The sequence below is a fragment of the Pseudomonas baltica genome, assembly GCF_031880315.1.
Taxonomy (GTDB): Bacteria; Pseudomonadota; Gammaproteobacteria; order Pseudomonadales; family Pseudomonadaceae; genus Aquipseudomonas.
The window spans coordinates 283014-307665 of record NZ_CP134771.1; the positions used below are offsets into that span (position 1 = coordinate 283014).

The 24652-nt window shown below is 57.9% G+C and carries 26 protein-coding genes and 2 pseudogenes; 11 read left to right on the forward strand and 17 right to left on the reverse strand.

Going from position 1 to position 24652, the window contains the following annotated elements; all coding sequences use genetic code 11:
- Positions 1-12: 12 nt before the first annotated feature.
- From REH34_RS01355 to REH34_RS01370, 4 genes are read left to right on the forward strand one after another with little or no spacing between them, the layout of a single operon-like run.
- Positions 13-1857: an extracellular solute-binding protein gene (locus tag REH34_RS01355; RefSeq protein ID WP_311970471.1), complete on the forward strand. Its 1845-nt coding sequence runs from the start codon at positions 13-15 to the stop codon at positions 1855-1857.
- Positions 1857-2915, forward strand: coding sequence for a microcin C ABC transporter permease YejB (locus REH34_RS01360; protein ID WP_226502795.1), 1059 nt, complete (start codon positions 1857-1859; stop codon positions 2913-2915). Before REH34_RS01355 ends, REH34_RS01360 begins: the two co-directional genes overlap by 1 nt.
- A gap of 14 nt (positions 2916-2929) precedes the next feature.
- Positions 2930-3952: an ABC transporter permease gene (locus REH34_RS01365; protein ID WP_311972200.1), complete on the forward strand. Its 1023-nt coding sequence runs from the start codon at positions 2930-2932 to the stop codon at positions 3950-3952.
- Between the two features lie 17 nt (positions 3953-3969).
- Positions 3970-5595: an ABC transporter ATP-binding protein gene (locus REH34_RS01370; RefSeq protein ID WP_226502796.1), complete on the forward strand. Its 1626-nt coding sequence runs from the start codon at positions 3970-3972 to the stop codon at positions 5593-5595.
- Positions 5596-5701: 106 nt separating this feature from the next.
- On the opposite strand, the gene REH34_RS01375 is transcribed toward REH34_RS01370, so the two are convergent.
- Positions 5702-6979: a serine/threonine transporter gene (locus REH34_RS01375; RefSeq protein WP_226502797.1), complete on the reverse strand. Its 1278-nt coding sequence runs from the start codon at positions 6977-6979 to the stop codon at positions 5702-5704.
- A gap of 278 nt (positions 6980-7257) precedes the next feature.
- Between REH34_RS01375 and REH34_RS01380 the strand changes: the two genes are divergently transcribed.
- Positions 7258-7953: a GntR family transcriptional regulator gene (locus REH34_RS01380; RefSeq protein ID WP_311970472.1), complete on the forward strand. Its 696-nt coding sequence runs from the start codon at positions 7258-7260 to the stop codon at positions 7951-7953.
- Positions 7954-8050: 97 nt separating this feature from the next.
- On the opposite strand, the gene REH34_RS01385 is transcribed toward REH34_RS01380, so the two are convergent.
- The 4 genes from REH34_RS01385 to REH34_RS01400 all read right to left on the reverse strand — a co-directional run bounded on the left by REH34_RS01385 (position 8051) and on the right by REH34_RS01400 (position 11978).
- Positions 8051-8674, reverse strand: coding sequence for a cell wall hydrolase (locus tag REH34_RS01385; protein ID WP_226502799.1), 624 nt, complete (start codon positions 8672-8674; stop codon positions 8051-8053).
- A gap of 72 nt (positions 8675-8746) precedes the next feature.
- A complete protein-coding gene (locus REH34_RS01390) occupies positions 8747-9172 on the reverse strand; it encodes an epoxide hydrolase N-terminal domain-containing protein (RefSeq protein ID WP_311970473.1) in 426 nt (141 codons plus the stop codon).
- Positions 9173-9265: 93 nt separating this feature from the next.
- Positions 9266-10789, reverse strand: coding sequence for a DHA2 family efflux MFS transporter permease subunit (locus tag REH34_RS01395; protein WP_311970474.1), 1524 nt, complete (start codon positions 10787-10789; stop codon positions 9266-9268).
- A gap of 115 nt (positions 10790-10904) precedes the next feature.
- Positions 10905-11978 (reverse strand): GGDEF domain-containing protein, encoded by a 1074-nt coding sequence (locus REH34_RS01400; RefSeq protein ID WP_311970475.1) that lies wholly within the window; start codon positions 11976-11978, stop codon positions 10905-10907.
- A 293-nt stretch (positions 11979-12271) separates the two neighbouring features.
- Here REH34_RS01400 and REH34_RS01405 point away from each other — a divergent pair, with 293 nt between their 5' ends.
- The 4 genes from REH34_RS01405 (at position 12272) to tnpB (REH34_RS01420) (ending at position 14963) form a co-directional block, all read left to right on the forward strand.
- Entirely contained in the window at positions 12272-12547 is a 276-nt protein-coding gene (locus tag REH34_RS01405; RefSeq protein ID WP_311970476.1) for a hypothetical protein, read from the forward strand.
- A gap of 316 nt (positions 12548-12863) precedes the next feature.
- Positions 12864-13091 (forward strand): hypothetical protein, encoded by a 228-nt coding sequence (locus REH34_RS01410; protein ID WP_226502803.1) that lies wholly within the window; start codon positions 12864-12866, stop codon positions 13089-13091.
- Between the two features lie 157 nt (positions 13092-13248).
- The gene (locus REH34_RS01415) at positions 13249-14463 is read left to right on the forward strand and encodes an MFS transporter (protein ID WP_311970477.1); all 1215 of its coding nucleotides are present in this window, start codon (positions 13249-13251) and stop codon (positions 14461-14463) included.
- Between the two features lie 110 nt (positions 14464-14573).
- A complete protein-coding gene (gene tnpB, locus REH34_RS01420; protein WP_311972201.1) occupies positions 14574-14963 on the forward strand; it encodes an IS66 family insertion sequence element accessory protein TnpB in 390 nt (129 codons plus the stop codon).
- Here tnpB (REH34_RS01420) and tnpC (REH34_RS01425) read toward each other — a convergent pair.
- The 3 genes from tnpC (REH34_RS01425) to tnpA form a co-directional block, all read right to left on the reverse strand.
- A complete protein-coding gene (gene tnpC, locus REH34_RS01425; RefSeq protein WP_311968881.1) occupies positions 14866-16392 on the reverse strand; it encodes an IS66 family transposase in 1527 nt (508 codons plus the stop codon). The genes tnpB (REH34_RS01420) and tnpC (REH34_RS01425) overlap by 98 nt on opposite strands.
- Positions 16393-16456: 64 nt before the next feature.
- A complete protein-coding gene (gene tnpB / locus REH34_RS01430) occupies positions 16457-16795 on the reverse strand; it encodes an IS66 family insertion sequence element accessory protein TnpB (protein WP_311968880.1) in 339 nt (112 codons plus the stop codon).
- The gene (tnpA, locus tag REH34_RS01435) at positions 16795-17100 is read right to left on the reverse strand and encodes an IS66 family insertion sequence element accessory protein TnpA (protein WP_311970368.1); all 306 of its coding nucleotides are present in this window, start codon (positions 17098-17100) and stop codon (positions 16795-16797) included. The genes tnpB (REH34_RS01430) and tnpA overlap by 1 nt, the downstream gene beginning before the upstream one ends.
- Positions 17101-17353: 253 nt before the next feature.
- On the opposite strand from tnpA, the pseudogene tnpC (REH34_RS01440) reads away from it, so the two are divergent.
- Positions 17354-18793, forward strand: a pseudogene (tnpC, locus tag REH34_RS01440) (IS66 family transposase); the annotation flags it as partial.
- A 153-nt stretch (positions 18794-18946) separates the two neighbouring features.
- A complete protein-coding gene (locus REH34_RS01445) occupies positions 18947-19432 on the forward strand; it encodes a hypothetical protein (RefSeq protein WP_311970478.1) in 486 nt (161 codons plus the stop codon).
- Positions 19433-19842: 410 nt separating this feature from the next.
- Here the strand turns inward: REH34_RS01445 and REH34_RS01450 are convergent.
- The 9 genes and pseudogenes from REH34_RS01450 to REH34_RS01485 all read right to left on the reverse strand — a co-directional run bounded on the left by REH34_RS01450 (position 19843) and on the right by REH34_RS01485 (position 24572).
- A pseudogene (locus REH34_RS01450) lies at positions 19843-20225 on the reverse strand (DUF2846 domain-containing protein).
- A gap of 186 nt (positions 20226-20411) precedes the next feature.
- Positions 20412-20849, reverse strand: coding sequence for a hypothetical protein (locus REH34_RS01455; protein ID WP_311970479.1), 438 nt, complete (start codon positions 20847-20849; stop codon positions 20412-20414).
- A gap of 265 nt (positions 20850-21114) precedes the next feature.
- A complete protein-coding gene (locus REH34_RS01460; protein ID WP_311970480.1) occupies positions 21115-21438 on the reverse strand; it encodes a hypothetical protein in 324 nt (107 codons plus the stop codon).
- Positions 21429-21569, reverse strand: a complete 141-nt coding sequence (locus REH34_RS01465) for a colicin E5-related ribonuclease (RefSeq protein WP_311970481.1) — start codon at positions 21567-21569, stop codon at positions 21429-21431. The genes REH34_RS01460 and REH34_RS01465 overlap by 10 nt, the downstream gene beginning before the upstream one ends.
- A gap of 456 nt (positions 21570-22025) precedes the next feature.
- Positions 22026-22355, reverse strand: coding sequence for a hypothetical protein (locus REH34_RS01470; protein ID WP_311970482.1), 330 nt, complete (start codon positions 22353-22355; stop codon positions 22026-22028).
- Between the two features lie 162 nt (positions 22356-22517).
- Positions 22518-22748, reverse strand: coding sequence for a hypothetical protein (locus tag REH34_RS01475; protein WP_311970483.1), 231 nt, complete (start codon positions 22746-22748; stop codon positions 22518-22520).
- Positions 22749-23313: 565 nt separating this feature from the next.
- The gene (locus tag REH34_RS01480; RefSeq protein ID WP_311970484.1) at positions 23314-23775 is read right to left on the reverse strand and encodes an SMI1/KNR4 family protein; all 462 of its coding nucleotides are present in this window, start codon (positions 23773-23775) and stop codon (positions 23314-23316) included.
- A complete protein-coding gene (locus REH34_RS30070; RefSeq protein ID WP_409373222.1) occupies positions 23772-23930 on the reverse strand; it encodes a deaminase domain-containing protein in 159 nt (52 codons plus the stop codon). Before REH34_RS30070 ends, REH34_RS01480 begins: the two co-directional genes overlap by 4 nt.
- A gap of 267 nt (positions 23931-24197) precedes the next feature.
- Entirely contained in the window at positions 24198-24572 is a 375-nt protein-coding gene (locus REH34_RS01485) for a barstar family protein (protein WP_311970485.1), read from the reverse strand.
- Between the last annotated feature and the right edge of the window lie 80 nt (positions 24573-24652).

Below are 24652 nucleotides of genomic sequence, written 5' to 3' on the forward strand. Positions count from 1 at the left end.
TCAAGGCAGACAATGCGATCGGTTTTTACCCACACACTGTTCACCGTCCTCCTGCTGGCCCTGACGCCTGCCATCGCCGCTCCCCTGCACGCCTTGACCGTCTACGGCGAGCCGGCCAAATACCCCGCAGGCTTCGATCATTTCGACTACGTCAATCCCAATGCGCCGAAGGGCGGCAGCCTGCGCCGTTCGGCCATGGAAATCGGCCAGTTCGACCATCTGCTGCCCTATCTGGACAAAGGCATCGGCGTCAGCGAAATCGACGGCCTGGTCTATTCCCCCCTCGCGGTGCGCTCCCTCGACGAGCCCTATACCGTCTATGGCCTGGTGGCCCAGGGCATCGAACGTGACAAAGACGGCCTGTGGCTGCGCTTCATCCTCGACCCACGGGCAACATTTGCCGACGGCACGCCGATCACCGCCGAAGACGTGCGCTACACCTTCAATCTGTTGATCACCCAAGGTAGCCTGCGCTACCGCACGCAGTTCGCCGACGTCAAAGCCGTGGTGGTCGAGAGCGATCGGCAAGTGCGTTTCGACCTCAAGAACAACGACAGCCGCACCCTGCCCCTGGACCTCGCGACCCTGCCGGTGCTCCCCGAGCATTGGTGGAAAGACCGCGACTTCGCCGGTGGCGGCGGCTTCGAGGCGCCGCTGGGCAGCGGCCCGTATCGGGTCGGCAAGGTCGACAACGGCCGCAGCATCACGTTCGAGCGCAACCCGGACTGGTGGGGCAAGGACCTGCCCGTCAGCCGCGGCATGTACAACTTCGACCATTTCGGGGTGGAGTTCTTCGGCGATATCGACGTCGCCCGCCAGGTCCTGCGCGGCGGCGGCTATGACTACAACCGCGAGTTTTCCGCCACCGGCTACACCATCGGCTACAACAGCGACGCGCTCGACGACGGTCGCCTGCAACGCGCGCATCTGGCAACCAAGGGCCTGCAATCGGCCCAAGGCTACGTGTTCAACCTCAACCGCCCGCTGTTCAAGGACCGCCGGGTGCGCCAGGCGCTGGCCATGCTCTGGGATTTCGAGTGGAGCAACCGCCAGATGATGCGCAATATGTACCTGCGCCAGCAGAGTTTCTTCTCCAACAGCGCGCTGGCCGCCAGCGCGCCGCCGAGCGCCGACGAGTTGAAAATTCTCGAACCGCTGCGCGGCAAGGTCCCCGATGAGGTCTTCAGCCAGGTGTTCCAGGCGCCAAAAACCGATGGCACCGGATTTATCCGCGACAAGCAGCTCCAAGCCCTCAAGCTGCTCGAAGATGCCGGCTGGCAGCCCAAGGGCGACAAGCTGGTCAACGCCCAGGGCGAACCATTGAGCTTTACCTTTCTCAATGCCCAAGGCGGCATGGAGCGCCTGTTGTTACCGTACAAGCGCATCCTCGCGCAGATCGGCATCACGTTCGAGATCCGCCGGATCGACCCGTCGCAATACCTCAACCGCCTGATGGCGCGCGACTACGACATGATCGTCACCGGCTATCCGGTGTCGTCCTCGCCGGGCATGGAGCTGCTCAACTACTATGGCTCGCAGGGCGCCAACGATCCCGGTTCGAGCAACTACATGGCACTGCAGGACCCAGCGGTCGATCAATTGCTCAAGGGCCTGGTCAGCGCTACCACTCAACCGGTCATGGCCACCTACGCCCACGCGCTCGATCGGGTGCTGCAATGGAATTACTACTGGATTCCCAACTATTACCCGCCAGGCACCTCGACGGTGTGGTGGAACCGCTTCGGCATTCCAAAAATCCAGGCCAGTAACGATGCCGCGCCAGAAACCTGGTGGGAGGTCAGCCCCACGCCGCTGAGCAATGCACAGATGGCCGAACGCACAAAAGGAGCACGCTGATGCTGAACTACATCCTGCGCCGGCTGCTGCTCATCATCCCGACGTTGCTGATCATCCTGCTGGTCAATTTCGTCATCATTCAGGCAGCACCTGGCGGCCCGGTCGAACAGGCCATCGCCCGCTTGCAGGGCCTGGGCGGCACGAGCGTCGGCAGCAGCGGCGGTGATAGCGCGCAAACGTCACGGGCCAGTCGCGGCCTCGACCCGAAACTGATCGCCGATATCGAACGTCAATACGGCTTCGACAAGCCCGCACCCGAACGCCTGTGGCTGATGCTCAAGCACTACGCGGTGCTGGATTTCGGCAAGAGTTTCTTTCGCGGCGCCACGGTCACCCAATTGATCCTCGACAAGATGCCGGTGACCCTGTCGCTGGGGTTCTGGGCCACGCTGATCACCTATCTGGTGTCGATTCCCCTGGGGATTCGCAAGGCGGTGCGCCACGGCAGCCACTTCGACGTGTGGACCAGCTCGGCGATCATCATCGGCTACGCCATGCCGGCGTTTCTGTTCGCCATGCTGTTGATCGTGGTGTTCTGCGGTGGCACCGGGGTCGATTGGTTCCCGGTGCGTGGGCTGGTCTCGGACAACTTCGAGCAACTGACCCTGCTGGGCAAAATCGCCGATTATTTCTGGCACCTGGTGCTGCCGGTGACCTCGCTGGTGATCGGCGGCTTCGCGGCCTTGACCATTCTGACCAAGAACTCCTTCCTCAACGAGATCACCCGCCAGTACGTGGTCACTGCCCGCGCCAAGGGCGTGAGCGAACAGCGCGTGCTGTATGGCCACGTCTTGCGCAACGCCATGCTGCTGGTGGTCGCCGGCCTGCCCCAGGCGTTCATCAGCGTGTTCTTCGCCGGCTCCCTGCTGATCGAGGTGATCTTTTCCCTCGACGGCCTCGGCCGCCTGAGCTACGAGGCGGCCGTCGCCCGGGATTACCCCGTGGTGTTCGGCACGTTGTTCATCTTCACCCTGTTCGGGCTGCTGATCAAACTGGTGGGCGACATCTGCTACACCCTGGTCGATCCGCGTATCGACTTCGCCGCGAGGAACGCCTGATGTCGCGCCCCTCTTTGTTCCAGCTCTCCCCGCTGGCGCGCCGGCGCCTCGAGCGTTTCAAGCACAACCGTCGCGGTTGGTGGTCGCTGTGGCTGTTCGTCCTCCTGTTCGGCGTGAGCCTGGGCGGCGAGCTCGTCGCCAACGACAAGCCGCTGGTGATGAAGCTCCACGACACCTATTACTTTCCCGTCTTCAAACGCTACACCGAGCAGGAGATCGGTGGCCTGTTGCCGTTTCAACCCGATTACCGCAGCGACTACGTGCGCCAACTGGTCACCCAGGGCGGCGGCTGGATGGTATTCCCACCGATTCCGTTCAGTGCCGACACGCCCAACTACGAGCTGAGCCGCCCCTCCCCGAGCCCACCCACTGCGGTGAACTGGCTGGGCACCGACGATCAGGCCCGTGACGTGCTGGCCCGGGTGATCTATGGCGCGCGGGTGTCGATTCTGTTCGCCATCGCCCTGACCGTGATCAGCTCGCTGATCGGCATTGCCGCCGGTGCTCTGCAAGGCTTCTATGGCGGTTGGGTCGACCTGTTCGGCCAGCGCGTGCTGGAAGTCTGGTCGGGGCTGCCGGTGCTGTATCTGCTCATCATCCTGTCCGGTTTCGTGGAGCCGGACTTCTGGTGGTTGCTGGGGATCATGGCACTGTTCAGCTGGTTGACCCTGGTGGACGTGGTGCGCGCCGAGTTCCTGCGCGGGCGCAACCTGGAGTACGTCAAGGCGGCGCGCGCGCTGGGGCTGAGCAATCGCAAGATCATCGTGCGGCATATCTTGCCCAACGCCATGAACGCCACGCTGAGCTACCTGCCGTTCATTCTGACCGGCGCGATCTCGACCCTCACCGCGCTGGATTTTCTCGGCTTCGGCATGCCCGCCGGCAGCGCGTCGCTCGGCGAGTTGATCGCCCAAGGCAAGAACAACCTGCAGGCGCCGTGGCTGGGGTTCACTGCGTTCTTTACCCTGGCGGTGCTGTTGTCGCTATTGGTATTTATCGGCGAGGCGTTGCGCGACGCCTTCGACCCCCGCGCCTAGATCAGGATATCGCCCTCGTGAAACAGCACGCCAACACCGACCCGAGCGCCAATCTCATCGAGATCCGCGACCTGTGCGTGGCCTTCAACGGCCACACCGTGGTGCGCAATCTGTGCCTGGATATCCACGCCGGCGAGTGCCTGGCGCTGGTGGGCGAATCGGGTTCGGGCAAGTCGGTAACGGCTAACTCGATCCTCCAGCTGTTGGCTGAAAATGGCCAGCACAGCACCGGCAGCATCCGTTACCGCGGGCAGGAGCTGCTCGGCGCCAGCGCCCGTACTCTGCAGGAGATCCGCGGCAACCGCGTGGCGATGATCTTTCAGGAGCCCATGACCTCGCTCAACCCCTTGCACAGCGTGCAAAAGCAGATCGGCGAAACGCTGCTGGTTCACCGCGGCCTGGCCGGCAAAGCCGCTCGCGCACGGATCCTCGAGCTATTGGAACTGGTAGGCATCCACAACCCCGAGCAGCGCCTCAAGGCCTATCCCCACGAACTGTCCGGAGGCCAGCGGCAACGGGTCATGATCGCCATGGCACTGGCCTGCGAGCCGGACCTGCTGATCGCCGACGAGCCCACCACCGCCCTCGACGTGACCGTGCAGCGCAAGATCCTGCACCTGCTCAAGGCCCTGCAGCGGCGTCTGGGCATGTCCCTGCTGCTGATCAGCCACGATCTCAATCTGGTGCGCAGCATCGCCCAGCGGGTGTGCGTGATGAAGGCCGGCGAGATCGTCGAGCAGGCCGAGTGCCACACCTTGTTCGAGCATCCCCAGCACCCTTACAGCCGCATGCTCATCGATGCCGAGCCTGCTGGCGAAGCGCTGCCGCGCGATGAGCGCGAGGTGGTGCTGCAGGTCAATCATCTGAAGGTCTGGTACGCGCTCGGCGGCGGGCTGTTTCGCAAGCCCTGGCAACACGTCAAGGCGGTCGACGGCATCAGCCTCAGCGTCCAGCGCGGCAAGACACTGGGCATCGTCGGCGAGTCCGGTTCGGGCAAATCGACCCTGGGTCAGGCGATCCTGCGACTGCTGGATGCCGAGGGCGAGATCTACTTCCAGGGCCAGGCCCTGCACAGCCTTGATCAGAAGCAGATGCGGCCATGGCGCAAAAAGATGCAGGTGGTGTTTCAAGACCCGTTCGGCAGCCTCAGCCCACGCATGTCGGTGGCGCAGATCATCAGCGAGGGCCTCGAAGTGCACAGTGACATGAAGGCCGGTGCCTGTGACGCGCAAGTGGTGCAGGTGCTGCGCGAGGTCGGGCTCGATCCCGAAACCCGCCACCGCTACCCCCATGAATTCTCCGGTGGGCAACGCCAGCGCATCGCGATCGCCCGGGCACTGGTGCTCAAGCCAGCGCTGATATTGCTCGACGAGCCGACTTCAGCGCTGGATCGCACGGTGCAGAAACAAGTGGTCGCGCTGCTGCGCCAGTTGCAGGAACGCCACGGCCTGACCTATCTGTTCATCAGCCACGACCTGGCGGTGGTCCGCGCCCTGGCCCACGACGTGATCGTGATCAAGGACGGCAAGGTGGTGGAGCAAGGCGCCAGCCATGACCTGTTCGACGCGCCGCAGCATCCATATACCAAGGAGTTGCTCAAGGCGGCGGCGATGCATCTGCATGCGCCGCATCCTCAGGATTGAGCTGAACTCGCCCGCGAAGAGGCCAGCGAGTCTCCCACAGTAGATCGGAGGCCTGCACCTATGGGAGCAAGGCTTGCCCGCGAAAGCGATCTCGAGCCAGGCGCTATCAAGACAACAACGAATACACCAAAGCCGAAATCGCCACCAACCCGACCGCGACTACAAACACATTGGACATCGCCCCGCTGTACTGCCGCATCGCCGGCACCTTGCGGATCGCGTACATCGGCATCAGGAACAGGATCGCCGCAATCACCGGGCCGCCCAAGGTCTCGATCATGCCGAGGATGCTCGGGTTCAGCGTGGCCACGATCCAGCACACCACCAGCATGAACGCCGCCGTCATGCGGTCCAGCGCCTTGGCGCCCGGGCGGCGGCCGCTCTTGTGGATCAAGCCCTTGAAGCCTTCACTGGCGCCAATGTAGTGCCCCAGGAACGACTTGGCGATGGCCACGAAGGCAATCAGCGGCGCCGCGAACTCAATGGTCGGGTTGTTGAAGTGATTGGCCAGGTACGACAGGATCGACAGGTTCTGCGCCTTGGCTTCGGCCAGCTGCGCCGGGTTCAGGGTCAGCACGCAGCTGAACACGAAGAACATCACCATCGCCACCATCAATACGTGCGCGCGGCCGAGGATCTGGCCGCTGCGCTCATCGGCATGCTGGCCGTGACGGCGCTTCTGGTCGACGGCGAACGAGGAGATGATCGGTGAATGGTTGAACGAGAACACCATCACCGGAATCGCCAGCCACAAGGTGTGCAAAAAGGCGGAGCCTGAGGGCAGTTCGCCGGCAGTGGCGAGAATGCCGCCGGTCCAGTGCGGCACCAAAAACAGCGCCAGCAGCGCCAAGGCCACGATAAATGGGTAAACCAACAGGCTCATGACCTTGACCGTGGCCTGCTCGCCGCACCGCACGATGGCCAGCAGACCGAGGATCAGCACCAACGCCAGCACCGCGCGTGGCGGCGGCGCGATATGCAACTGGTGCTCCAGAAAGCTGCCTACGGTATTGGTCAGGGCCACGCTATAGATCAGCAGGATCGGGAAGATCGCGCAAAAATACAGCAGCGTGATCAAGGCGCCGGCCTTGAGCCCGAAGTGCTCTTCGACCACTGCGGTGATATCCCCGCCTTCGCGCCCGGACAACACGAAGCGCGTCAACCCGCGGTGCGCGTAGAAGGTCATCGGCAATGCCAGCACCGTCAGGATCAGCAACGGCCAGAAGCCCCCCAGGCCGGCGTTGATCGGCAGGAACAAGGTCCCCGCGCCGATGGCAGTGCCGAACAGGCCGAGCATCCAGGTCGTGTCCTGACGGTCCCAGCGACTCAGTGTGGTCGGGGTCGATTCGTAGCGTTGCTCAACGCTGGGGGCCTGTTCATGCATCCGGTACAACTCCAATCGCGAGACGGCAAGTGTGCCTGGGCAGGGAAATAGATCCCGGCAAGAAAATAAGGGCCGCGATTGTGCCCTCATCCGGTGCAGATGCAAAGCCTTGGCTGAGCAGTGGCGCACTGAATGGGGGCGAAGACGCTGGTACCGCCATTGATCCCATGCTTGTGGCCAGCGCCATGGGCGTGGAACTTGAGCCTCCAGCTACGCCTGACGGATAATGCGCGATTGCACGCCGCCGGCTCGTTGTGAAGGCCGTCCCAGAGGAAAACATGAGTTCCCCGATCGTTACCGCCAAGCAGCTCGAAGTCCAGCGCATCGTCGATGTCCTGTCCAAGGCCATCGCCCAGCACCGACTGCGCCCAGGCACCCGACTGGTGGAGGCGCAGATCGTCGAAACGCTGCACGCCAACCGCAATCACGTTCAGGTCGCCTTGCAGCGCCTGGCCATGCAACGCATCGTCACCATAGAGCCCAACCGCGGCGCGATGGTGTCGCAGCCCAGCGCCCGAGAGGCGCGAGAAGTCTTCGCGGCGCGTCGGGCCATCGAGCGGGCGATCGTCGAGTGCATCACCCCGGCGATCATGCATGCGCAGCGCGAGCGCGTCGCACGGCACATGAGAGATGAGCGCAAGGCCACCAGCGCCACCGATCGTCGGGCGATCGTGCGCGTGCTCAGTGAATTCCACCTGCTGCTCGGGGAAATCTGCGGCAACAGCGTGCTCGGTGAAATCCTCGCCAACCTGATGGTCCGCAGCTCGCTGATCGTCGCCTTGTATCAACGCAACGACGTGCCGTCCTGTGCCTCGGACGAGCATCAGCACATCATCACGGCGCTGGAAGCCGGCGATCAGGCCCAGGCCATCGCGGTAATGCTCGAACATCTCGATGAACTCGAAGCGCAACTCACCCTGCAAGACACCCTCGCGCCTGAGATCAATCTCAAGGATGCGCTCGCTGGGTTGTGATCAGCCGCTGCCTGTTGGGTTGGCTGCACCGGCCCAAAACCCTAGGAGCACCCGCGGCACCTGGCACTACCACCGCAAGCGCTCATTGTCGCGTCACTTACTTCCCATCGTCCTTGCGCGGCTTGTAAAACACGAACTTGTCGGTCTGCGCCGTGCGCACATAGCGCTTGAAGCTCTCGGGCGACAGGCGCTTGTCGTGAAAATACAGCGCGCCGTTGGTGCGGTCCTTCAACTGCTGATTCAACGCCCTGCGCGCCACCTCCTTGGCATCCACGTACTGATCCTCCTCCACGACCTGATCAGGGCGGCCATCGCACCACCACGAGAATTGGCAGTTCTTCTTGTGCGCATCCTGCTTGACCACACCGCACACGGTGTCGGCGAACCCTTCATGGCCCAGGCGATTGAGCACCACCTCGGCCACGGCTTCCATATCCGCTGGGCTACCGCCCTTGGCCTCCCAATAAAGGGTGCGCGACAGGCAGGTAATGGCATCGTCCACCGATTCCTTGCCCTTGGGGTCCACCGCCTGCACCTCGGCCTTGGTCAGGCTTTGCGCCTTCGGCACTGGCGCTGCGGGCTCGGGTGAAGCAGCGTTTTGCTCCAGGGTCTCGGCCTTCTGCAAGGCCTTGCCCGGATCGGCGGTGGGGTCGGTAGCAACGGCGAAGGATGAAGCGATCGATAAAACGACGAAACACAGCACGCTGGCGGGGTAGCCCATGGTTGAACCTGCTCTTGATGGCAAATTTAGGGGCCTGAACCATCGCACGCTTGCAGGCAATACGCCACCACTTCAACGATCAGCAGAACAAATTCCGCCCTTAGCGCAGCGGGCGGAAAAATGCGCGGATATCCTCCGCCAGCAACTGCGGCTGCTCCAACGCGGCGAAGTGCCCATCTCCAGGAACGAACCCGGCCAGCCATGGCTGAGCACCAGCGGCAAGGGTGCGGGACCGGTGCCTGGTTGATGGATAAAATGAATGCGCTGCTCGCCGATAGTCGCCTGATAGTGCGGCAACTCATTGAGCCGCGCCTGCTGCGCCGGCCAATCGAATGTGGTCGCCCAATAGCCGAGCAGGTCGCTCAGCACATCGAGGTCCATGCCCTCGCTCCAGCCCTGCCCCGGCAAGGTCCCCGGCAAACGCGTGCGCGCCAGACGCTCGCGCAGGTCATCCAGATCGGCTTGGGGGAAATCCAGAGTGACAGGTTCGATAAGCATGGCAGCGCGGCCCTAGGCGATCAGTGCCCGCTACCATTACCGATCAAGGCCCCTATTTCAAGCGTACACATCTTCTATAGCGTGCGGGCTGCGCTACCGGTGAGCAGTTGCACTCGCCGGTTTGGCTCGCAGCAAACCGATGGTCAACAACAGTGCCACGAACATCACCACACCACCCGTCCCCAGACTCGCCTCGATCGCGCCCCGGTAGAGCTCGGTCAACTGCGCCATCTGCGTCGGCGAGCCACTGACTTCGCCCAGCCCTTCCAGCAGGTTGATGTGCTGAAACTGCTCCGGCAGCAACGCCAGTTCGCGATTGAGGGTAAAGCTCATGATGCCGCCGGCAGCCGCCACGCCCAACGCGCCGCCCAGCGACCGGCAAAACGACATGCCCGCCGTTGCCGCGCCCATCACCGCCGTGGGCACCGAGTTCTGCACGATTACCGTGGCGTTGGGCATGCCGATGCCCATGCCGATGCCGAGCACCCCCATGGTCACGAAAAAATACGCCGCGCCCATCTGCAGATGCGCCCACACCAGCAGCAAGGTCAGGCCCAGGCACTCGAGGGCAACGCCCGCCACCAGCAACTGCACGAAATTCTGCCGTTTGGACGACAGCCAGCCGCCGATCAACGAACTGATCAGCAGCATCGCCACTTGGGGCAAGGTCATGAAACCGGATTCGGTCGGCGTTTGGTGCAGCACCGCCTGGAAGTACAGCGGCATGAACACCAGCGAGCCCATCATCGCGAACGACATCCCCGCCATGGCCGCCACCGCCACGCTGTAACGGCGGTTGGCGAACAGCGCGGGGTCGATGATCGGTTCTTCAGCGCGGCGCTCGATGCGATACAGCAGGCCGAAGCCGACAAAGGCGATCACCCCCAGCAACACCATCACCGCGTTGCCCAATTGCTGGGCCAGCGACGAGGCGTGGGTCAGCAGCAACAGCGCCGAAGTCGCCACGCACAGCACCAAGGCACCCTTGTAGTCGATGGCCGCGCGGGCCTGGCGCGCCAACGCCGGCACATTGAGCATCAACCCGAGCATGGCCAGCGCGCCCAGCGGCACATTGATATAGAACACCCAGCGCCAAGTGAAATGCGCAGTGATAAACCCGCCCAGCAACGGCCCCGCCGCACTGCTGATGGCGAACGCCGCCGAAAACAGCCCCTGATAGCGTCCGCGCTGAGACGGCTCCACAGCCCGCCCGAGGACGATCTGTGACAACGTCATCAACCCGCCGGCGCCCAGCCCCTGCAAACCGCGAAACGCAATCAACTGGCCCATGCTGCTGGCCAGCCCGCACAGGGCCGAGGCGCCGACGAACACACCGATGCTGATCAAGAACAATCGGCGCTGGCCATAGAGGTCCGACAGCTTTCCGTACAACGGCGTACTGATGGTCGAGGTCAGCAGGAAGATCGTCACCACCCAGCTCATCGCCTCGAGGCCGTCCATTTCCCGCGCGATACGCGGCAGCGCAGTGGCCACGATGCTCTGGTCCAATGCGGCGAGCACCATCGCCACCATCAACGACAGCATCAGCCACAGCCGACTGGGCGCCGGGGAGGAGATGGCAGAGGAAACGACAGCAGGGTTTTCTGGGAGCGACACACACGCCTCTGACAGGTGGGCCCGAGCGATGCCGGGCAAACCGGTATTTAGCCTGATGCGGATGGGGCTGAACACCCTGCGGGGGCAATCTCCTTATTGTCTGCACATTCCTTGCTCACGCCGCCACCATCACCCGGTCCCTGCCCGCCCGCTTGCCTTCATACAACAAGTGATCGACCCGACTCAACGCCTCGCGAAACGTCTCGCCGGGCTGCAGGGTCGCCACCGCCAAGGTGGCCGTCACCTGCAACGGCTGCGCCAGCCCCTCGCCCATCTCCGTGACCTCGCCGGCGTCGGCTCGGATGCAGGCCAGCACGCGTTCGGCCACCCCTTGCGCGTCCGCAGTCGAAGTGCCCGGCATCAACACCAGAAACTCCTCGCCGCCCCAGCGCGCCGCCATGTCAGTGGTGCGCACACTGGCGGTGATCGCCTGTGCCACGCGCTGCAGCACCACGTCGCCGACGTCGTGGCCATGAGCATCGTTGATCAGCTTGAAGTGGTCGATATCGAGCATCAGCACCGACACCTCCTGCTGATGCCGCTGCGCGCCCAACTGCCGCACGCGCTGCATGATCCGCCGACGGGTATAGAGGTTGGTCAGGCTGTCGCAGTGCGCGGTCTGGAACAGGCTCATCTGCATCTGCAAACTGAAACTCACCGACAGCGCCGCCGAGCGCAGTAACAACGCCGTGGCCGCCAAGGCATTGAGCACCCCGAAGGTGTCCATGAGCTGCGGGCTGATCTGCGCGCCGCCGCCCATATGCCGACGCCCGGCAAAGCCGCCGACCACCACCAGCATGATCGCCAGGTTCAAACACACCCGCCGCGCCCTGGCCCGCTGGAAGCTGAAGGCGACCACCGGCACCACACAGAACACGAACAGAAAAAAATTGCTCTCCCAGCCCAGCACCCAGGTCGCCAGCATGGCGTGGCCAACGATCTCGATGCCCATCAACAAGCCCGCCAGCTGAAAGCGCTTGCGCTTGATCTCCCGAAAACACCACACGTACACCAGCACACTCACGGCATTGCCCAGGAACATCACGGGCACCTGTATGAACAGGAACAGCACCAACAGCACCACATGGATCGAGAAGGCGAACCGGACAATCGTGAGGATGTGCTGCCAATACTGCACCGTGGCCTCATAAAGCACCTGGGCGCGGTCGTCGTCGGAAAGGCTAGTCATGAAGGCAGTCTCGGGTAAAACGGCGGACACGCGCCGACGCGGAATCGCAGGTTCCACTCAAAAAGATGTATCGGCCAAGGCAGGCGGGGCTTGATGGCGATCCGACCAGTAACGTGAGTGTCGGGGGGTTGAAGCGGACGGCAATTGTCGCCCAAGTGCCATTAAACAGCCACCTTTGCATGGATTATTTTCAGTCACTATCGGCTTGACGTTATTGCCCAGGCCGCCGAGCTCCCTACGGCGCATTAGCGCCAAAGAGCCTGCATCAGACACCGCAGCAGCTGGCGCAGACGTTGCAGCGGGACCCTGCGATCGAACTGGAGCACGCCAACGGCATCTACGTCCGGCCGCAGCTATTGGAACGCGCAACACGCTGCCTGGCAGCCGGAAAGCAGCGATGCGGCCGCCGGCAAGCGGGTGCTGGATACCTCCGAGCGAGTGTTGCCGAAGAGCCGGCGCTCAAGGAGATGCAGGCTGCCAGCCAGGGCATGTTGACGGGTTCGATGCAGGGCAAGATCAGCGAGGCGGCGCTGGAGACCAGTCGGCCGGATTTGATGGTGGCCGAGTAAGGCGCGGGATTCTGGACCGAGTGGTAAATATTGCTAATATTTTGTAGCGATTGCGTTCTTTGCCGATGTGACTTGGGCCTCTATAGTCGCCGCTCGCTGCCAAATCAGCGAACGGACGTCGCGGTCCGAACACTACCCTAAGTCCATCGGCGCCATCTTCGGATGGCGCTGCTGCGAACGTGCAATCGTGTTATGGCGGTTGTGAGAAGGACACCCTCGGGTGTGCCGGTTTTTGCTTAGGTGTGTCCGGTCCGCGAACCCTCTCACAACTGCCACCCTTCCTAGGTGTGGCATTGTTTATCCGTATGGAGTGACCATGGCCGCCTACAACCCGCACATCGCTTCCAACACCGCCCTCCCCGTCGTCGAACTGTACGAAGACGCCACCCGCCGCGTCCAGGCTGCTCACCACCTCGCGCGCCTGCTGACCACCGGCACGTTCACCAGCGCCGACCCCGCCGACCTCTCCCGCACCTGCGAAGTGTTCGACCTGCTGCTCGAAGAAGCCTGCGACTTGCTCGCAGCGATGGAAAACCGGGTATAACCCCCGGCCGGGAAGATGAAACCGGCCCTTGCCACACCGTACGCTCGAGCCTGAAGGCTCGCACTGTGCCCCTGTCGCCCAATCATGGCTAAGCTGCACAGCCAGGCAGCGTTCGCTCACGATGAATAGATGCTCTCCCCCCTGACAGGAAGCAGGCATGCGCAAGGATTACCTCGCTTTTTTCACCTCGCTGTTTCTCTCGCGGCTGGCCGATCAGATCCTGCTGTTCATCGTGCCGCTCGTAGTGTTCCAGAGCACCCAAAGCGCGGCCTGGGCAGGGCTGGCGTTTTTCGCCGAATCGCTGCCACGCTTCCTCGCGTTTCCCTTGTGCGGAGCGCTGTGCGACAAGTTCTCACCGATCAGGCTCCTCCACATCAGCCAGGTCTACCGCGCGTTGCTCTGCGTGCTCACGCTGATCCTTTTTGCATGCTTGGGCGGCATCGCCTGGCTGGTCGCGCTGTCGGCACTGTGCGGGGTACTGACCACCCAAGGCATCATGGCCCGTGAAGTGCTGATGCCGCATATTTTCCAGCACTACAGCTACACCAAAACACTCTCCTACTCGCAGATCGCCGACCAGACCGGCCTGGTGCTCGGACCGCTCTTGGCAGCGCTGCTGCTCGAGGTATGGGCCTGGCACTGGGTGGTGCTGTGGGTGGCGGGGCTGTTTCTGCTGGCCGACGCGAGCATGTGGGTATGGCAACGCCTCAGCCGCATCCGCCTGGAGGTATTCGAGCAGCATCGGGACATCTGGCTGCAGCCCCTGCGGATTTCTATCGGGCATATTCGCTCGTTGGCCGAACTGCAGAAGATCATCACCCTGGCCGTAGGGGTCAACTTGATCGTCGGCGTCACCCTGACCACTTCAGCGGCGATGGTGGTCGGGCACTACGACGCCGCGCAAGGTGATTACGCGGTGCTGCAAGCGGCAGGTGCGGTGACGACCATCGTGATTCTGTTCCTCCTCGCCCGAGTCGCGTTGCCCCAGCGAGTAATGGGTGCGGTCGCCTATTCGATGATTGCCGCAGGCGCATTCATCACCGCACTGAGCCCGAGCTTGGGGGGCTATGTGGTGGGGTTTGTGCTGATCGTCGGGTTCGACAAGATGTTCAACGTGTATATACGCACCATTCGACAGCGAGTGATTCCAACCCGGGATTTCGGCAAGACGGTGGGAGTGATCACCTTGCTGAATAATCTTTCGCAACCGCTGGCCGGGTTGCTGGTGGCTGTACTCGCTGCGCCGTTGGGGGTGCAGTGGGTGATTTTGCTGCTGGCGGTGGTGATGACGATGATTGGAGCGGCGGCGTTGGGGTGGTTTGCTAACGCACGTAATGTGGTCGCTGCTCCGAGGGATCAAGGCACAGATTGAACAGCTCCCTAGATTGATAAACCGTAAGCGCTCCATGAACCCCACATTCCAAGCGCTTATCTGATGCTCGATGCTGTGCTCCCGATTCTCTCAGGAGCCCGTTCGCCATGATGCGACCCGATGCAAAAGTCGAAAAAGTCTATCTCTACCCCAAGCCCGTCGACTTTCGAAAATCCATCGATGGCCTGGCTGCGTTAGTCGAGCTGGATATCAAGGTCGCGGTCTTTGACCCAGTCCTTTTTGTTTTCCTCAACAAGCCGCGTAACCGCGTGAAGATCTTGTACTGGGAGCGAAACGGCTTCTGCCTTTGGCTCAAGCGCCTTGAGTCCGAACGCTTCAAAACGTCGCCCGACGTGACGGACGAAGGTAAGCGTCCAGCCCAGCCTCCTTGCAAACAGCCGCTCATCGCAACGGCAACAACTCATCAATCCTGCTGTTGGGCCATGTCGGGAGCTTTTCCAACGTATCGCGCAGCCATGCCGACGGGGCAAGCCCATTAAGTTTCGCCGTCGCCAGCAAGCTCTGGATCGCAGCTGCGCGGCATCCCGCTCGCTCAGAGCCAGTAAACAACCAGTTCTTCTTACCCACCGCTATAGGCCTGATCACATTTTCAACTGCGTTGTTATCGATAGGTAAATCACCGCTGCGGGCATAGCGTGACAACGCCACCCAGCGCTTGAGGCTGTAGTCCATCGCCTTGGCCAAGCTGCTGCCGTTCGCTACCCCTTGGCGGGTCGATAGCATCCACTCATGCATGTCTTGCAGCTTGGCCAGCGCCTCGCTGGTGCGCAGATGTTTGCGTGCATCACAGGTCAACATTTTTCCCCGTGATTCGATTTCGTACAATTGAGCGATCCGTAGTAAAGCCTCGGCAGCCACCGCGCTTTGATTGGCCGCATGCAATTCAAAAAACTTGCGCCGTGCATGTGCCATACAACCCACTTCGGTAACGCCCTGAGTAAATAGCGCTTTGTAGCCCGCATAATCGTCAACGACCAAATGACCTTTCCAGTCATCCAGAAAAGCGCGTGCATGCGCACCGCTGCGCCCGGTCTGGTAATCAAATACGGTAATCCCCGGCCCGGGATCCAGGTCGTTACTGCGATAAACCCACAAATAGGCTCGCTTGGTTTTGCCTTTGCCAGGGTCAAGTTGCTGTACCGGTGTTTCGTCAGCATGCAGGATCAGGCGTTGGCGCAACAACTCGGCCAATCGATCCGCCAGCGGTTGCAGCGCAAATCCATAGCGGCCAACCCAGTCGGCCAAGGTTGATCGTGCCAGTGTGACGCCCGCACGCTGGGCGATCTGTTCAAGGCGATACAACGGGAGATGATCGAGGTACTTGCTGATCAACACCCAGGTAATCAGTCCCGGAGCCGCCAGGCCGCCGTCGATGATGGCGGGAGGCACTTGTGCTGAAACAATACGTTCGCAGGGTCGGCAGGCGTATTTGCTACGGATATGGCGATGCACGAAGAACTTGGCAGGCTCGACATCCAGTTGCTCGGTGATGTCTTCGCCCACTTTTACCCATTCACCACCGCATTCAGGGCAACGGCAGGCCTCGGGCTTGTGGCGATGTTCAATACGTGGCAGATGTTCCGGCAGTGGTTGACGGCCGGCGCGAGAGCGCTGCGCTCGCTGTTGAGGCACGAGTGCCTCGACTTCTACTTCAATGGCGGCGCAGTCGGCATCGGCGGTTTCTTGAAATAAGTCTCGCTGCTCGGGCGACAACGCCTCGTTTCTGACGCCGAACCGAATACGCTTGTAATGAGCAAGTTCGAGGGTCAATGCCTGGATTTTCAACGCGTCATGTTGAGCCTGGGCACGTAGCTTATCGACATCGACCTGCTGTGAAAGCGCGGCCATGATCCTCTCCCGCAGGGCGGGATCAAGATTGAGGGCGGCGATTTCATCGGCGACTGGCATCCGTGGATTTTACTGAAAAAATCCACACTATCGTTATCTGCGAACGATATGAAAGAGTATTTCTCTACACTCTCCAGTCACTCATCGGACGAGCTTCCAATCGTTGCCAGTCAACGCCAGTGATCAGCCACTGCCATTGCGCCTGGGTCAATGTGAAGACTGTTTCGCCAGGGACAGGCCATACAAAAGTGCCTTCATGCAGACGGCGCTGGCTAAGCCAGACACCGGTGCCGTCCCATTGAAGAAGCTTGAGGCGGTTGCCTCGGCGATTACGAAAAGCATAAGCGGTGCCGTCGCACGGCGATCTTCCCAGCGCGTGTTGGACGCGCGACGAAAGACCATCGATGCCAAGGCGCATGTCCATCGGTTCAAGAATCAGCCAGACCTGTGCAGGCAATAGCATCAGCGCATCTCCTGGAGCAGATGGGCCAGCCACGCCGGATCTATCGTGCACGGCAATATCAGCTCCCAGCCGCTTGGATGTCTTAGCTTCAGCTCGCTTGCCGTGGCAACTTCACGTACGGCGATGGGCACTATCGTCAGGGTCTCGTTTTCCAGCTCGCGACTTCGAAACCAATAGCCAAATGATTTGGTGTTGATCTTGTGCCGCTCGCAGTAGGCAACTTGGGTCATGCCGCTGTTGCGCCATGCCTGGACATGTTCGGCCCAGAATGCGCGCCGTGCGGTGAGTCCGGCGGGTGGTTTCATGTGTGCTCCTTCGTGGAAGGGCACAGCGTGGCGAGAGGCGGAGGGGAATCATAGGTGGCTGGGCTGGACGCTTACGGACGAAGCGATTGTCCTGACTGTTCAGGAACTCAACTGGATGCTCGACGGCTTTGACCTCTGGCGTAACCGTCCTCATCAGGTTTTGACGCCACGATTCGTGGCCTGATTCGGTATAATCCAGGGCATGAATTTCGTGCCCGACAACCCTCCTGATGATCCCGAGTTGCTCAAGCAGATGCTTGCGAAGATGCAATCCAGGATGGGCGTGCTCGAAGAACAAGTTGCACTGCTAAGGCAGCGCCTGTTTGGCCGAAAATCAGAGCAGGCCGTGGATCCGGCAACGCCTCAAATGGCGTTGTTCAATGAAGCGGAGCACGAGGTTGAGTTGGCGTGCGAGACCACTGAAGAAGAGGTCGTCGCACCCGCCAAGCGCCGTGGCAAGCGCAAGCCGTTGCCCGCTGACCTTGCGCGCATCGAGGTCATCCACGAACTGCCCGAACATGAGCTGACTTGCACTTGCGGCTGCCGCAAGCACGCCATCGGCGAGGAGATCAGCGAGCAGCTTGAAATCGTCCCGATGCAGATCCGTGTCATCAAATACGTCCGCAAAGTCTATGGTTGCCGCGACTGCGAAGCCGCTCCGGTCACTGCGGACAAGCCAGCTCAATTGATTGAAAAAAGTATGGCCAGCCCGAGCGTTCTGGCGATGTTGCTGACCACCAAATATGTAGATGGCTTGCCGCTTCATCGGTTTGAAAAAGTATTAGGTCGCCACGGCATCGATATCCCGCGCCAAACCTTGGCTCGCTGGGTCATCCAGTGCGGCGCGCACTTACAGCCGCTACTGAATCTGATGCGCGATAGTCTGTTGGCCAGCCGCGTCATCCACTGTGATGAAACGCGGGTACAAGTGTTGAATGAGCCTGACCGCGAGCCAAGCAGCCAGTCATGGATGTGGGTGCAAACCGGCGGCCCACCGGATAAGCCGGTGATCCTTTTTGACTACTCCACCAGTCGAGCGCAGGAGGTACCGACGCGCCTGCTCGAAGGCTATCGCGGTTACGGCATGACCGATGATTATGCCGGTTACAACGCACTGGGCGCTCAAGCTGGAGTTGAGCGTTTAGGATGCTGGGCTCATGCGCGTCGCAAATTCGTTGAAGCACAGAAAGTGCAGCCCAAAGGTAAAACGGGGCGCGCAGATATTGCTCTGAATCTGATCAACAAGCTTTACGGCATCGAACGCGACCTAAAAGCTTTCGGCGACACTGAACGTAAGATCGGTCGTCACGAACAAAGCCTGCCGATACTGGCTCAGTTGAAAAGTTGGATCGAAAAGACGCAGCCACAGGTCACCGCTCAGAATGCCCTGGGCAAAGCCATCAGTTACCTCACCAGTAACTGAAGCAAGCTGGAGCGATACGTCGAGGAAGGCTACCTGCCGCTCGACAACAACGCCGCTGAACGCGCGATCCGCCCCTTCGTGATCGGAAGAAAGAACTGGCTGTTTAGCGACACGCACAAGGGCGCGACCGCCAGTGCTCAACTTTACAGCTTGGTCGAGACGGCTAAAGCCAACCGCCAAGAGCCATATGCGTGGCTGCGCCACGCATTAGAACGGCTGCCACTGGCGACATCGGCTGAAGATTACGAAGCCTTGCTGCCGTGGAACTGCCGCAACTGCATTCGTAAACGCGCCGCCCATCTTTGGCTAGATGAGGTTTATGGGCCTACAAGCAATCGGCGATGCGAGGGGCTCTCAAGATTTTGATACCCCAGTCGATCTATATCGGTTAAATATCAATTCTCAGCTACGAAGGATCGTCACATGTTCTATCCCCGTGAAGCCGCGCGCGACCATCTCTATAACCGTGTCCTGATGCTCACCATCGCTTGTATCGTCGCGCTGTTCATCGCCGTAATGGCCAAAAATGATGGCATTCGTTATGCCGCACTGCTGGTAGACGCCTCCGAAACCACGGGCATGGTGACGTTGGTGGAACTGCCTCCAGGAAACTCGCAGACGGGCATTGTCCAGTATCGGTATAGCGACGACTCGGCAAGGTCGCACGAAGGGGAATACTTCGATCCACGCTACAGCACTGGCATTCAATACGATGTCGGCAGCCCCATTCAGCTGCGGTATTGCCGTTGGCTACCATCGATCAGCAGCACTGTGGATCAGTTGCCTGGCTTGGTTCCGGGGTTCTACATGATGACGGGGGCTTTGATTGTGGCTCTGTTGTTGATGGGAATCTCCTTGCTGACTATTTGCCAGATCAGTCGGATGAAAGCGGAAGACGCGTACTACTAGCCGATGGGCGTTGGGTTCGAGCGCTTTGCGATGGGCCATCGAGGATTTCGAAAATCCACAGGTTTGGGATAGAGGTATACCTTTTCGACTTTGGCGTTGGGTCGCATCATGGTGCTGGCTCCTGAAAGAAACCGGGAGCACAGCATCAGGTGTTAACCAAAGGTCTTGAAGGTGTAGGTGGTGGATCGCTTACGATAAACCGGCATCGATGCCGGCTTTTTTAGGCGTGAATCAGGAGCGTTCTGCCGGCCCATCCCAACACATTGGCTGCCGAGCACAAAGATCGTATTGGCGATCCAAGTGCGGCCATGCAGACTGGGGGTTTGCCGGCCATCTGTAGGCGGCAAGGAGCGTGGCTGGGGGTACAGGCTCCTGACTCGCTGCTAAAAGGCGCTCATCAATAAAGCGGTTTACTTGTCTTCTTTGGCAATTGTCGCCAGCGCCGCATCCTTGATCAAATACCGGCCCTCGACATCTTCAGGGTATTGCGAGACATCACGGAGCCCATGTCGACTTCCTGCTTGAGGTAAACGATTTGCCCCGCTTTGACCGAAACAGTCAGGTCCGACCAGTTCTCGGCTTTGGAACTGATAACGTGCTGGCCCGGGGCGACGTAAAAATAAATGTATTGGTTGCGACGGTTGTAGCCCATTTGCGAAGCCGGTTCCTTGTTATCGAGGAACACGTAGAAGCGCACCGCCATCCCGACGTTGCTGGGTCGTATGACATAGACCAGTCCTTTGTCAGCGACAGCTGGCTTAGGAAGGGGGTAGTTCGCGAGCTCGGTCTGCATCTTGTCTGTGGGCGGTGATGCACCGCCGTAAATGAGGGCGATTAAGAAGGAATGCAGCGGATTTGCAGAACAGCGTGATCATCAGGATCTTCCTTGGTTTGTAATGCTGAGTCCTGTATAAGCTATTGCAGCACCTTACCGGAGATCAAGATGTTGCACTAATTTTACGTGGGGCCCGTGCATACTCTATTCTCCGTCGATAGTCTCAATGCATACATAGATAGATACTATTTTAGCTAAATCCACCAAATCATCCATTTCTGGGGCATAAAATCTGACCGCATTGTTTAATATGTTAATTCCCGTCTCATCCTCCTCCTCTTCAAAATCTATTTCCATAATGGACAATCTAGACTTTACTTGCCCAATTGTTTTCCCTAGAAACTGACAATTGTTAATCCAGAACTTTGCCTTTAAAGCACTAAATTCTATACCGGTCAGAATATCACTTGCATCATAAAAAGCTCTCGCGACGATGTCACCGAAGGTATCTATTGAGTTTTCCGTAAACTCACTTTTGGGATGGGTTTTCCATTGACCTCCTATAGCTTTCCTTACGTAGCCTCTATCGTATTTTTTTTGGAATATTTCTAAGCCGTAACCAATTTTGAAAACGAAATCCATAATAGCTCCTATTTTGGCATGAAGTCGTTAGGATTGAGAGCTTTTACATGATCTTGCATTTGTTCTATAGCCTCGTCGTACTTAGTCCCAAACTTTCTTCTTATATCATTAATATCCATATCAACTGCCTCTTGCAACTTTCCTTGTTGAAGCAACGCTTTTTGTTGTTCTCTATATGCTTTCGCAGCATCACCATTGCCAGCAGCAATCTTACTTACGGATAGAGAGGCTTGTGCACTTAGATCAATTGCGCCCTTTGCACCATCTAAACTCTAACGAACGCAAACTCCATCAAAATATCACTACCACTCATACTTTCAATAATTGCTCGACTCGCGCCTATCGACTTCAAAGCGAAATTCATTTCATTTAATGACGAAGAAAAGTCAACAACACAATCCATGTCTGGAATCCTCTTGTTTCCCTTGACTTTAAAACCCTCAATACCAAGAATTGCAATATTGTTATTTTTGCAGTATTCGACCAGCCTAATTCCATCGCCAACATCAAACAAAGGAATGCCACTCCACATCAATGTAGGTGTAATAGTTAAATCCTCAACGGACACTTCAACTGCAATCAGTCCCATGGTGCAACCCACTCAGGATCTTTTTTATTGGAGACTTGGACAATCGCTCCCGTGCGATCATTTCTTACCACACAAGAACCATCCTTAGCGATATACCCAGTAGCTGGATCGTTAAGGCGGCTCCCCGACACAGTACCAAAGCGAGTATCTTTCGTAACAACCGTTTTGACTGGTTTATCGATTACAGACTATATAGAGCTTTCCGTCCAACCCCGTTTACCCATTGGTCGGCAATCTTTGGTTCAATCGTAATTGAAATTACTTTTGCACCAAAAATAAAGCAGTTAATTATTTTTTAGCTGCCTGATCGGATCCCAATCATTAGGTTTGAGTTGATGCTTGCTCCACCACTGCATCCCCTCAGAAACCCACTTTCCACGTAAATCGGAATGAGCGGCTGTCGAGTCATCATACCCAAATTCAGTCCCGCAGCATGGGCAAATATTGTACGAGGCACAGCCAAAACTGTCATACGCCGGCTCATTAAGATCAGGATATTGGCATACCGGACATACATATTTTTGATTACTATTGAGCATTAAAATAGTCAAGTTTGAACCCTTACCATGCACTGCTGGGTTAGGTTTTTAGTACGTGCGAATACTTCCCCCACTTGATACGACCCCAAATTCATCGGTGCCAGGGTTGTAGCGTACGATATCTCCATTAGGTCTTGCTTTTTCAAGCACGCCCGCAGGCTTCGGGGCTGTTAAGAACTTATCAGCTTGTGCTTGGTACTCAAGCTTATTTTTCGCGCCAAAGTCACTGCCATGACGTGCAAACTGGTCATCAAGCTTGGCTTGGTCGGCAAAATTCGCTCCGCTTCCTGTCGCTTTTGCACCAACGACATCCGCCCCTACACCACGATCGGAACTATTATACTCCTTCCAACCCGGATGATAAGGGTCTGCCTTCATCTCGGGCGAAACCGTGACGGTTTTCCCCGCTCCGCTCTTCGCCCAAAGCGCACCAATCCCTGCTGCGGCCGTACCAGCGACCGCAGCAATGGCGCCTGGGGTGCAAAAACACCGGCCAAGGCCGGTGTAGATAGTGCCTGATCAAAATAGGTATATTGAAAATTACATCCGTCGAATATCAGATAAAAATTCATGAAACTCGTTTTCTGCCATCTCAAACTCTGGCCCTTCGACCATTGCCATTAGTGACAACAACGCAGTATCTAAATTCTTCGTGAGAGAAAAATTCGGATCTTGATAAATTTTAAGCGCCTCTTTTGCTATCTTAAAAATATCAAACCCATCAGCAGCTATTCTTCCAAGCCTATCAGCCACCAAGTCTTCCATACTCATAGCTGCTCCCAACTCTTTAGCTCTGCTCCGGTCGGAGGGCGGTGTTGAGCATCAACCGACTGCCCATTAATACTTTTCAGGTGGACACGAATTATTTCTCCTGAATGGTCGTAGCTCTCCATCCACTGCCTCGTACTGCCCGTTCTAGAATCAAACTCCGTGGCGAAATAAGCACCTCAAGTCGGTCCTGCTGTCCTAGCATGAACCTCGTGTGTGTAGTAACGAATGCGACAATCAGGAATGTTCTAGTAATCGCTGCTGTTCCTTGAGCCTTTTGTAGTCCTGATAGTTTGCCCCCCTTCTATAGTCAACGACGCGGAGGGCTGCCCTGTGGACGTTGAAGATGCATAGAATCGATAGGACTTCTCTCCATTAGTTAACACAGTAACTGAGCCATCCTGAGAAATTGTCTTTTTATAACCATTAGAATCAAGGGTCTTTATAGCGCGGCCCTAAGTAATGTTGGCCTCTATCTGCCCCGCACTATTCCGCGTAACTTTCGGCAAAAACTCAATCGATGTTGCTTTTGCACTTTATCGCATTCTAAATAACACCTTGAACCTTGTTAATTTAAGTCTGGCCATTGTAAAAGATGATTGCCTATTGATGCAATTAAGAAGCTTGAAAAGCCATCCCAAGTTTTAGTCATCGAATTCTGGCCTTCAAAAAACTGAAATACTGGCGGATCGTCAGAAATCGGTAGGAAATAATTAATTTCATATCCTTGATGCATGCAGAATACCTTAGCATCCGTAGGCAGCAAATCGGACAGACCTAACTCATCAAGCAACTCATCCGCCTCAACCTTTAGGCTAAGTAATCTCGGATAAAATATATCAACACCACAAAAAATCTTACCAGCCGAACGCCCCGCAATCGTCAAAAACTCACGATATGCCAAAGGAACTTTACAACCAAAATTTTGCTCGATTGATGCAATCTCCACTTCTGAGCAACCAACAAGAGTAGAATTTAAAATTACTCCCCGCAGCACTAACTCATGAAAAATGTCCCGAACGTTTTTCATCTTGGCTTTCCTGTTTCTACGTTAACAATCACACCGGGGAACCTTTGTTGAAACTGACTTATAACCCCGCTGCACGAAACGCAAACTGGGAGGTCTGAGTAAATATTTACGACCCCTTGTGACGAGGGGGTTAGCTTATCTGCCAAACTCGACAATTTTTATACTCTGAGTCCATTATCCTTGGATCTTTACCAGTTTGTATTGTGTCGAAGACCTGTTTTTCAGGGACATCGACCGTTCCAAGGCGCTTCGCTAGCCCGCTTACCCCTACAAGCTCAGCGCTTTGTCCATCAATTGAATACTCAGCAACAGCAATATTCCTACCGCTACCAACGTTTAGCTCCCAGCGAACTTACATCGCACGTTCAGATAATCTTGCTATTCATAGGCGGCGGCGGCCTCTTTTGCACAAGTGGCTTAAGCTATTTTTCCAGCAGATCCTCGACCGTAAGCCTATCAATTTCTCTGAAGACTACTTCTATCTCGTGCCCTTGGTCACCAACCCAATTAGAGACCGCGTCACGTAAAATCTCAAGGTATACCTGTAGATCATCTCTTGGCAATTCTGGAAGAGTCACATGTACAAGGACGATTTTGTGGCATGGAATCCAGCTAAGATCTCTTAAGCAATCGTATAAGGCATCCCAGTTAAATCCAAAATACCCTGGCAACCAAAGTAGGTAATACAGCGCTCTTATCAATTCCTCTGCAATCCCAATGGACGGGTCAATCCGCACATAAAAAACCTCGGCCGCGTCATATGAAGGCGGGATGTCCACAAACTTGAATGGCAACATTTTCGACAGGCCTCAATTTTTATCGGGATGAAGGTTTTGTAGTGGTCAGCTGTGTAATACATTTCGCCGCCTTTTCCTAC